The sequence below is a fragment of the Janthinobacterium sp. UMAB-56 genome, assembly GCF_900095265.1.
In the GTDB taxonomy this organism is placed as follows: domain Bacteria; phylum Pseudomonadota; class Gammaproteobacteria; order Burkholderiales; family Burkholderiaceae_D; genus Janthinobacterium.
Window position 1 is genome coordinate 176814 of sequence record NZ_LT607663.1, and the last position, 9922, is coordinate 186735.

Consider the following 9922-nt stretch of genomic DNA (forward strand, 5'->3'; position numbering starts at 1 on the left):
GATGTTCGGCCCCGCCTACATCAAGGCCCTGCGCGCACCGTTGCCGCAAGCGCCCTTGATGCCGACGGGCGGCGTGACGGTGGAGAACCTGCATGCATGGTTTGCCAGTGGCGCCGTGGCCGTAGGCATCGGCAGCAGCCTGAGTGGCCCGGGCGCCACGGGAGATTACGCGGCCGTGACGGCGCGCGCACAGGTTTTCGTGGCGAAGATGGCGGCCGTGCGGACTTCTAAGTCTTCTGGATAGCTCCTTGCGCTGGATAATTCTGCTACGCTAGGCGGGCAATGTCGCACGCCTCATAGACCCGAATATGTCCAACATCGCCCGCATCCTCAAAGACAGCCGCATCATCGCCATCGTCGGCATGTCCGACAAGCCCGAACGCGCCAGCCATGAAGTGGCAGATTACCTGCTGCAGCATGGCTACCGCGTGTTGCCCGTCAATCCGGCCCTCGCCGGGCGCGACGTGCTGGGCCAGCGTGCCTATGCCACCCTGACGCAGGCCGCAGCAGCTGTGGCGCCGGCGCGCATCGACATCGTTGACTGCTTCCGCAAGTCGGCAGATATTCTGCCCATCGCCGAGGAAGCCATCGCCGTCAAGGCCGGCTGTTTGTGGTTGCAGCTCGATGTCATCAACGAGCAGGCGGCGCAACTGGCGCGGACGGCCGGCATGGACGTGGTGATGGACCATTGCACAAAAATCGAGCATCGCAAGCTGGCGGTGGCAGCATGAAGGCGCGCACGCAATTTCGCGCCGGCCAGGGTTTTGACCTGAACGAGGAATTCGCCGGCAAGCGCCTGCTGGGTGCGGCCACCAAGGCGGCGAACAAGAAGCTGACTGCGGCGCAGTGCAAGGCCCTGGACCGCGAGGAAACCGTGGCGCTGACGGCGCAGATCGCCGAGTGCCAGAGCATGCTGTACGCGCAGCACAAGAAAAAAGTGCTGCTGGTCTTGCAGGGCATGGACACCTCGGGCAAGGACGGTACCGTCAAGGCCATCTTCAGCAATATCAACCCGATGGGCATCCGCGCCGTGGCTTTCAAGGGCCCCACCGATATCGAACTGGCGCACGATTACCTGTGGCGTGTGCACCAGCACGTGCCCGTCAAGGGCGAGATCGCCATCTTCAACCGCAGTCATTACGAGGATGTGCTGATCACGCGCGTGCAGGATATGATAGACAAGGCAGAATGCCAGCGCCGCTACGCGCATATCCGCGATTTCGAGCGCATGCTGAGCGAAACGGGCACCATCATCCTGAAAGTCTTCCTGCACATCTCCAAGGACGAGCAACGGGGACGGCTGCAGGAGCGGCTCGACGATCCTGACCGCCAGTGGAAGTTCGATCCCAACGATATCGCCCAGCGCAAGAAGTGGGATGGCTACCAGCGCGCCTATGAAACGGCGATCCGCGAGACGGATGCCGACCACGCGCCATGGTACGTGGTGCCATCGAACTCCAAGACCCAGCGCAACCTGGTGGTGGCTACCCTGCTGCTGGAAACCCTGCAGGCCATGAAGCTGGAATACCCGGCGCCGGACCCGAAACTGTCGTCTTTCAAGGTCGAGTAGTTCCATACTCCGCCTGCGGAATCGGCCGCGCTGTGGCATAGTATCCTTCGTCGATAATTCAAACCAGACCGGAGATCCATATGCTGCAGTTGAAAGATCCTACCTTGTTGCGTCACCAGGCTTACGTGAATGGAGCCTGGGCAGATGCCGATGCTGGCCAGACGATTAATGTGAGCAATCCCGCCACCGGCGAGCATATCGGCACGGTGCCCCTGATGGGCGCAGCCGAGACGCGCCGCGCCATCGAGGCGGCCAATGCCGCCTGGCCTGCCTGGCGCAAGAAGACGGCCAAAGAGCGTGCGGCCGTGCTGCGCCGCTGGCATGACCTGATCCTGGAAAACGCCGACGACCTGGCGCTGATCATGACCACCGAACAGGGCAAGCCCTTGCCGGAAGCGAAGGGCGAAGTGCAGTTCGGCGCTTCGTTCATCGAGTGGTTTGCCGAAGAAGGCAAGCGTGTGGCGGGCGATACCCTGCAATCGCCGTGGCCTGACCGCCGCCTGGTCATCACCAAGGAGCCGATCGGCGTGTGCGCCGCCATCACGCCATGGAATTTTCCCGCCGCCATGATTACCCGCAAAGTCGGCCCGGCCCTGGCCGCCGGCTGCCCGATGGTCTTGAAACCGGCCGAAGCGACGCCGTTTTCCGCGCTGGCGCTGGCTGTGCTGGCCGAGCGCGCGGGTGTGCCTGCGGGTGTGTTCAGCATCGTCACGGGCGCGCCGAAAGACATCGGCGGCGAAATGACGTCGAACCCCATCGTGCGCAAGCTGACGTTTACGGGCTCGACCCAGGTGGGCCGCTTACTGGCGGAACAGTGCGCGCCAACGATCAAGAAGCTCTCGCTGGAACTGGGCGGCAATGCGCCGTTCATCGTCTTCGACGACGCCGACCTGGATGCGGCAGTGGAAGGCGCCATTGCCTCGAAATACCGCAACGCGGGCCAGACTTGCGTGTGCGCCAACCGCCTGTACGTGCAGGACAGCGTGTATGACGCGTTTGCCGACAAGCTGGTGGCCGCCGTGGCCAAGCTGAAGGTAGGCAATGGCATCGAGGCGGGTGTCACGCAAGGCCCGCTGATCGACGCCAAGGCCGTCGCCAAGGTGGAAGAACACGTGGCCGACGCGCTGGGCAAGGGCGGACGCCTGCTGGCTGGCGGCAAGCGCCATGCGCTGGGCAACGGCTTCTTCGAGCCGACCATCATCGCCGATGTGACGAACGACATGCGCGTGGCTACCGAGGAAACCTTCGGTCCGCTGGCGCCACTGTTCCGCTTCAAGACGGACGATGAAGTCATCGCCCTGGCCAACAACACGGAGTTCGGCCTGGCCGCCTACTTCTATTCGCGCGACATCGGCCGCATCTGGCGTGTGGCAGAAGGCCTGGAAACGGGCATGGTCGGCGTCAACACGGGCCTGATCTCGAACGAGATCGCGCCCTTCGGCGGCGTCAAGCAATCGGGCCTGGGCCGCGAAGGATCGACCTACGGCATCGAGGATTATCTCGTAATCAAGTACATCTGCATGGGCGGCATCTAAGGCATCCTAGTGTGAGCCGCGGCGCGCGGCGAGGCGGTCCAGCATGCCCTTGACCGCTTCCATCTGCGTGCCGCTCTTGCGGTAGAAATCCGGGTCGATCGGATTGATGCTGGTGTAGCCCCAGAAATCCCAGCAGCCTTTCGGGTTGTACGGGTAGACGGGGCTCGGTTCTGCCTGTGGATACAGCACGATGATCTTGTTGGCGTCCGCCACCTGGTTGTAGCCGGTGCTGGTATAGAATCGGTCGCCGATGGCTTGCGTCGTTTGCAGGCAGCCGTGGAAGACCACGTGCACGCGGCAGCTCTCGCTGTCGCAGGCTTTCGGGATGTAGGCATAGGCCGTATTGTTCATGCTGGAGTACGCGCTCTGGATGAAGCTGCGCTGGTTGAAGGCGATCAGTTTGCCCGTCAGGGTGGTGGACGACGGTTGCAGGTCCGGGTACAGGTGCTGCAGGATGTCGCGCGCCTGCACGTAGTCGCAGTCGTTGATGAAGGGCGACTCCGTCACGGCGCACGGCTTGTCCTGATTGCTGTCGGTCAAGATGGCGTGGCCCGCGCCGACGGTGTCGACGAAGCGGATCTGCGCCGCCGGCGTGCCGGCCAGCGCATAGAATTTCCCCACCTGCTCCATCACCGGCCGTGTCACGGTTCGGTCTTGCGTTCCGCTGAACAGATACACGCGCTGGCGCTTCAGGTTGGCCGTGTCGTCGATGAGACGGGCGCGCGCAAAATCGTTTGCCGCGCGCAGCAATTCGCTGGCGACAGGCGGCGCCACCTGCGCGCTGCCCGGATTCATGCAGGTGGTCAGGGCATTCGTCAGGTAGGGAATGTAGGGGAAGCGGCCCGGCTGGCCCGAGCAGAAATACGGGCCGCCCGCGATGATGCCGGCGCCGGCGACGGTGGCCGAGTAGGCGACGGCAAATTGCGCCGCCATGAAGCCGCCCGAGGACAGGCCGGACACCGTGGTCTGGCTCAGGTCAGCCTGGTAGCCGGGCAGGGCGGGGGCGTCCTTGGTCGCGGCGGGCTTGACGGCCTTGGCCGTCGTGGCGGCGTGCGCGCCGTCTGGTGCCAGAATGAGCAGGCTGGCGGCCAGCAGGGCAAGGGGCAATGCGGTCAGGTGCGGGAAGGGCATGGCTACTCCACAGGGCAAGAAAAGGGACAGGAAGACCGAGCATAGGTAAAAAAACTGTGCGCCGGGCAAGTACTGCACGGTTGTTGATATCGCTCAAGCAATCGCCGTTGTGCTACGTCTTGTACGCGTGCGCGGCGTTTGACATAGAATGGTTTTTTTCCGTTCAACCATGGTGCCCCTCATGTCCAAGACCCTTGCCCAGCTGTTTGCGCTCACCACCCTTGCCGCCGGCGCCAGCCTGGCCATGCCGGCCCAAGCCGCCGACACCGCGACAGTTGCTGCCGCGCCAGCAGCCTGCCCCGCCATCCTCAAGCAGACCTTCAATCGCTTGCAGGATGAAGCGCCGCAAAACCTGTGCCAGTACGCTGGCAAGGTCGTGCTGGTCGTCAATACGGCCAGTTATTGCGGCTTCACCAGCCAGTATGAAGGCCTCGAGGCGCTGTACGCCAAGTACGGCAGCAAGGGCCTGGTGGTGCTGGGCTTCCCGTCGAACGATTTCGGCAAGCAGGAGCCCGGCAGCAGCAAGGAAATCGCCGATTTCTGCTACAACACCTATGGCGTGAAGTTCCCCATGTTTTCGAAGTCCGTCGTTTCCGGCCCCACGCCGAATCCGCTGTACGTGGACCTGATCAAGCAGACGGGCAAGACGCCGGCCTGGAATTTCCATAAATACCTGATCGACCGCCACGGTAAAGTGGTGGAAAGCTTCCCCAGCAAGGTAACGCCGGACGACAAAAAACTCGTTGGCGCGGTGGAAAAAGCGTTGGCACTGTAAGTTGTCGACACACAAGCAGGCTTGAACGCCTGCTTTTTTCATGTCGAGCTTGTCGTCTTGCCATCATTATCCTAAGCTGTTTGTTCGTGTTTGTCACAACAGAGGAGAACATCATGGCGTATGTTGATGGATTTGTGGTGCCCGTACCGAAAGCCAAACTCGATGCCTACCTGGCCATGTCGCGTAGTTGCGGCGCCGTCTGGCGCGAATATGGCGCACTGGAATTTCGCGAATGCGTGGGCGATGATGTCAAAGCCGGAAAGCTGACTTCGTTCCCGCAGGCGGTGGACTTGCAGGAGGGCGAAGTGGTGGTATTTTCCTGGATCGTGTATGAGTCGCGCGCCAAGCGCGATGAAATCAACGACAAGGTCATGCAAGACCCGCGCCTGGCCGAGATGATGGACCCGGCCAAGTTGCCGTTCGATGGCAAGCGGATGATATACGGCGGCTATGAAATGCGGATAGATGCTTAAAGGATGAGCTTGGCCGGCAACGCGCCGCGCAGGGCATTGCACACGACGATGGCTTCGGCCCGCGCCAGCATGGCGCGCGTGATGATGGTTTCCTGCGCATCCCAGGCAGGATCGGCCAGCATGGCTGCGCGCTGCACGCCCGGCAGCAAGCCGCAGGACAGGGGCGGCGTGTGCCAGCGACCGTCGAGGCGGACGAAGACATTGCTGCGCCCACCCTCCGTCAGCTCACCCCTTTCGTTACAGAACAGCATGTCGAAGCCGCCTTGCGCCTCGGCCGCGCGCCAGGCCGCGTCGTAGCGCGTCCGCACGCTGCTCTTGTGGCGCAGGAACAGGTCGTCGGCCACGGTGGCGTCGGGTGCCAGCAGGATGTTCACGGTCTCCGGCAAGGCGGTGAGCGCACCGCTTTGTAGCGTGAACTGGCCATCCTGGCGCAGCGCCAGGCGCAGGCGGAAGGCGATATCGTCGGGGCGGGCCGCGCATGCCGCCTGCAGCGCGGCGCGGGCAGCGTCGGCATCCCAGGCAAAACCGAAGTAGGCGCAGGAGGCGGCCAGGCGCGCCAGGTGGCGTTCCTGCTGGCGGCAGCCACCGGCACGGCTGGCGTGCAGGGTCTCGAACAGTTCGAAGTCGTTGCTCAATCCCGTCAGGAAGCGGGCCTTGAGCTGGCATTCCGCAAATTCATCGTGCGGGTCGCTATCGAGCACGATGCCGGCACCCACGCCCATTTCGCCGCGCCGGATGCCGCCAGGGCCAGCCGGCTGCAGGGCCAGGGTGCGGATCGGCACGGACATGCAAAAGTCGCCCACGGCGTGGGTGGCGCCAGCGGCCGGTGGATCGAACCAGCCGATGGCGCCCGTATAGATGCCGCGCGGCGCCTCTTCCAGTTCCGCGATGATTTCCATGGTGCGGCGTTTCGGCGCGCCCGTGATCGAGCCGCACGGGTACAAGGCCTGGAAGATGTCGGCCAGGCTGGCATCCTCGCGCAGGCGGGCCTGCACGGTGGAGGTCATCTGCAGCACGCTGCTGTAGCGCGTCACCTCGAACAGGGCCGGCACCTTGACGGACCCCGTGGCGGCGATACGGCCGATATCGTTGCGCAGCAGGTCGACGATCATCAGGTTTTCCGCGCGGTTCTTCGGATCGGCAGACAAGGCTGTGGCGCGGCGCGCGTTTTCTGCCGTTTGCTCCGGCGGGGCGGCCGGCGCCGTGCCTTTCATGGGACGCGCCATCAGCTCGCCTTGCGCATGGCGCACGAACAGCTCCGGCGACAGCGACAGCAGTGCGCCGCCATCGGGCAGCATCACCAGCGCGCCGTAGGGCACGGGCTGGCGCGCGCGCAGCCGCGCATACAGGGCGAGTGGCGAGCCGAAGGCGTCGAAACGCAAACGATAGGTGTAGTTGACCTGGTAAGTGTCGCCGGCCACGATATAGTCGTGGATGCGCTGCAGCGCCTGCGTAAATTGCGCCTGGTCGACATTCGCGTGTGTATCGGCCACGCCGGCCGGCGCGGCGTCCGCGCGGACGCGCTCGTCCAGCCACTGCGCCACATCGTCCTGCGACAGCTGCCGGCAGTGTTCAAAAACGAGTACCTGCGCCAGCGGCGGGGCGTTGATGCCTGCCGCGCGCGGCGGCATGGCCAGCAAATGCGCCCCCAGTTCGTAGCTGCACACGCTGACGGCGTACTGGCCGCGTTGTAACGCCTCTTGCAGCCCCTCGATCAGGGCCGGCCACTGGTGTCCCTCGCTGCACCGCAAGACTGCCGCCAGGCCCGTGTACAGGCGCGAACCGGCACCCGGGGTGCTGGCGTCGTCGAGCAGGGCGAAACAGTCGGTATGCATGGGGACAGCCGCAGCGGTGACTTACCCCAGCAGCATGGCGATTTGCAGCGCCGCTTCCTGGGAGGGATTGATCTTGAAGCCGCTCTTGGCGTAGCGATGCCAGCGTCCGATGACGAAGCTGACGATCAGGGTGGCGCGCGCCGCCACTTCGCTTTCCTTGCCATGGCCTTCGGCGGCAGCCACGCGCAAGGCTTGCTTGAGCGCCAGTTCCACGCGGTCGTAGAACTGGTTCATGCGCACTTGCAGGCGCTCGTCCTCATTGACCAGCGCGTCGCCGATCAGCACGCGCGTCATGCCCGGATTGCTGATGGCGAAATTGAGCAGCATGCCGATGATGTCGCGCGTTTGCGTCATGCCGTCGCTGTGCTTTTCCGCGATCTGGTTGATCAGGCCGAAGACGCTCGACTCGATGAATTCGATCAGTCCTTCGAACATTTGCGCCTTGCTGGCGAAATGACGGTACAGGGCCGCTTCCGACACGGCCAGTCTGGCCGCCAGTGCGGCAGTGGTGATCTTTTCGCCTTTCGGCTGCTCCAGCATTGCGGCGAGGGCCTGAAGAATTTGTAGCCTGCGCTGGCCCGGCGGTGTGCTTGCCATATTTTCTCTTGTCGTTAAAAAAATGCTGCCTTGACGGGACGGTCCGTCACCGCCGCTAGCGGTGCGGCTTCCGGCGTCAACCGGAAGCCCAGGAGTCCCCTTCAACGCAGACGGTGAAGGCGGCGTGCCAAATGCCGGACAGATTTTACTTTGACATCGACGTAAGCGGGGCGATTTAACGCCTTGGGCAACTTCGCCATGCCGATCGGATCCGCCATTTTCAGGTATTGCGTGATCCAGGCCGTGCGCAGGCCCAGTTTTTTCGCACCCTTCAGATTGGCCAGGGTATCTTCCACCAGGATGCAGCGGCCGGGCCGGATCTGGTGCTTGCGCATCAGCTTGCGCAGCATCAGGGTCGATGGCTTGGGCCGCAGCTGGCGGTGCACATGCATCGCTTCGATGGAGATATGCTGGGCAAAGTGCTGGCGCAAGCCCAGGTGGCGCATCACGTCGCTCGAATAGCGCAGCGGCGCGTTGGTGAGTAAAATTTTACGGCCAGGCAGGCGCTTGAGTAAAGCCCCCAGCCCCCGCTCGGCGCGTATCATGGCGCGCAAATCGTCGAACGCGTGCGTCTCGTGGAGGAAGTGCGCGGCCTGCACCTGATGGTGCTTGACCATGCCCAGCAAGGTGGCGCCATAGCGGTGCCAGTAGGCCGCGCGCGCCGCATTGACGATGGCATCGTCTGCGGGCGTGACGCCATCGCCCAGCACGCGGGCAATATACGTATTCATATTGGCCGTGATGGTGGGGAAGATGGCGTGCGAGGCATTGTGCAGCGTGTTGTCGAGGTCAAACAGCCAGACCGGCGACGAGCGGTTAAGATGGGACACAGGCACAGGAGTCTTTAGGCAAGATGATAAGCAAGATGAAAAATTCAACAATCAGGAAAACCATGCGACGCCAGATTATAGTGATGTTTTGCGGATTATTCTTGCTGCCATTGCAGGCGGCCTTCGCCGAAGCGCCGCGCGTGGCGCAAAACCGGGGTGCCCTGTTCAAGGTGCAGGACGCCAGCCACACCCTGTATCTGTTCGGTACCATCCACGTCGGTGCGCCCGACTTTTATCCGCTCGAGCCGACCGTGGCGCAGGCGCTGCAGCAGGCTGGCGCGTTGGCGCTGGAGATCGATCCGGGCGCCGATCCGCGCGCGGCCCTGGGCGCCGTGCTGAAATACGGCATGGAGGCGCCGGGCAGCAAAGTGCCGGCCGACTGCCGCCAGACCCTGGCCCCGCGCCTGGCGCCGTTGTTGCAAAAATACGGCATTCCAGCCGAATCGGTGGCGCCGATGAAGCCGTGGATGCTGGCCAGCATGCTGGCCATCGGCGAATTTTCCACGCTCGGCTATCGCTCCGACCTGGCGGTGGACAATTATCTGGCGCAGCAGGCCAGGGTGCGCAAGATCCCCGTGGTGGAACTCGAGTCGATGGAAGCCCAGATGGCGCTGTTTGGCGCGATGTCGCCGCTCGACCAGTGCCGTTTCCTGGAAGACGGCGTGGCGTCGATCGAAGACCAGGAACAAAGCCAGGAAGCGCGCGAGATCGCCAACGCCTGGCGCACGGCCGACGCGGCCGCCTTCGACAAGCTGGCGGCGAAAGCCGCGCAAGACCCCTCGTTCGCTGCGCAGTTCGTGCAAAAGGTATTGTTAGATGGCCGCAACCCGGCCCTGGCCGACGGCATCGCCAAACTCCTGGCGCGCGAAAAGCACAGCCTTGCCGCCATCGGCGTGCTGCATCTGGTCGGAACGAAAAGCGTGCCGGATTTATTGCGTCAAAGGGGCTTGAAGGTCGAACGGGTGTATTGAAACGCGGAGTAGATGCGGGCTGGAAGACAGCAGAGCAGATGGAAAAATGTTCAGGGCAAGGCGTACTGACGAAGACAGTACGAATGTACGGCGAGGAAGTACAACGCCGCCATGGGCATTTTTACAGCTGCGGGGAAAGGATACTGGTGCCCTTGACGTGGATCGAACACGTGGCCTCTCCCTTACCAAGGGAGTGCTCTACCAC

The 9922-nt window shown here is 63.3% G+C and carries 10 protein-coding genes and 1 pseudogene; 7 read left to right on the forward strand and 4 right to left on the reverse strand.

Annotated features, from left to right (window positions below; all coding sequences use genetic code 11):
* From K0F85_RS21050 to gabD, 4 genes and pseudogenes are all read left to right on the forward strand, one after another.
* A pseudogene (locus K0F85_RS21050) lies at window positions 1-244 on the forward strand (bifunctional 2-keto-4-hydroxyglutarate aldolase/2-keto-3-deoxy-6-phosphogluconate aldolase); the annotation flags it as partial.
* A 64-nt stretch (window positions 245-308) separates the two neighbouring features.
* Window positions 309-731: a CoA-binding protein gene (locus tag K0F85_RS21055; RefSeq protein WP_219117883.1), complete on the forward strand. Its 423-nt coding sequence runs from the start codon at window positions 309-311 to the stop codon at window positions 729-731.
* Window positions 728-1570 carry a PPK2 family polyphosphate kinase gene (locus K0F85_RS21060; RefSeq protein WP_219117884.1) on the forward strand — a complete coding sequence of 281 codons (843 nt, stop codon included), beginning with the start codon at window positions 728-730 and terminating at the stop codon, window positions 1568-1570. The genes K0F85_RS21055 and K0F85_RS21060 overlap by 4 nt, the downstream gene beginning before the upstream one ends.
* 80 nt (window positions 1571-1650) lie before the next feature.
* Window positions 1651-3105 carry an NADP-dependent succinate-semialdehyde dehydrogenase gene (gene gabD / locus K0F85_RS21065; RefSeq protein WP_219117885.1) on the forward strand — a complete coding sequence of 485 codons (1455 nt, stop codon included), beginning with the start codon at window positions 1651-1653 and terminating at the stop codon, window positions 3103-3105.
* Between the two features lie 6 nt (window positions 3106-3111).
* Here the strand turns inward: gabD and K0F85_RS21070 are convergent, their stop codons facing one another.
* Complete coding sequence (locus K0F85_RS21070; protein WP_219117886.1) at window positions 3112-4236, reverse strand: poly(3-hydroxybutyrate) depolymerase; 1125 nt, start codon at window positions 4234-4236, stop codon at window positions 3112-3114.
* A 181-nt stretch (window positions 4237-4417) separates the two neighbouring features.
* Here K0F85_RS21070 and K0F85_RS21075 point away from each other — a divergent pair, with 181 nt between their 5' ends.
* Both K0F85_RS21075 and K0F85_RS21080 read left to right on the forward strand, forming a co-directional pair.
* Window positions 4418-5011, forward strand: coding sequence for a glutathione peroxidase (locus tag K0F85_RS21075; RefSeq protein ID WP_219117887.1), 594 nt, complete (start codon window positions 4418-4420; stop codon window positions 5009-5011).
* Window positions 5012-5124: 113 nt separating this feature from the next.
* Complete coding sequence (locus K0F85_RS21080) at window positions 5125-5484, forward strand: DUF1428 domain-containing protein (protein WP_219117888.1); 360 nt, start codon at window positions 5125-5127, stop codon at window positions 5482-5484.
* Here the strand turns inward: K0F85_RS21080 and pabB are convergent.
* The 3 genes from pabB to K0F85_RS21095 all read right to left on the reverse strand — a co-directional run bounded on the left by pabB (window position 5481) and on the right by K0F85_RS21095 (window position 8752).
* Window positions 5481-7319, reverse strand: a complete 1839-nt coding sequence (pabB, locus tag K0F85_RS21085; protein ID WP_219117889.1) for an aminodeoxychorismate synthase component I — start codon at window positions 7317-7319, stop codon at window positions 5481-5483. The two genes, K0F85_RS21080 and pabB, sit on opposite strands and share 4 nt — an antisense overlap.
* A gap of 21 nt (window positions 7320-7340) precedes the next feature.
* Window positions 7341-7916: a nucleoid occlusion factor SlmA gene (gene slmA, locus K0F85_RS21090; protein WP_070313104.1), complete on the reverse strand. Its 576-nt coding sequence runs from the start codon at window positions 7914-7916 to the stop codon at window positions 7341-7343.
* A gap of 101 nt (window positions 7917-8017) precedes the next feature.
* The gene (locus K0F85_RS21095; protein WP_219117890.1) at window positions 8018-8752 is read right to left on the reverse strand and encodes a pyrimidine 5'-nucleotidase; all 735 of its coding nucleotides are present in this window, start codon (window positions 8750-8752) and stop codon (window positions 8018-8020) included.
* 95 nt (window positions 8753-8847) lie between these two features.
* On the opposite strand from K0F85_RS21095, the gene K0F85_RS21100 reads away from it, so the two are divergent.
* Entirely contained in the window at window positions 8848-9717 is an 870-nt protein-coding gene (locus K0F85_RS21100; protein ID WP_257572942.1) for a TraB/GumN family protein, read from the forward strand.
* The last annotated feature ends 205 nt before the right edge of the window (window positions 9718-9922 follow it).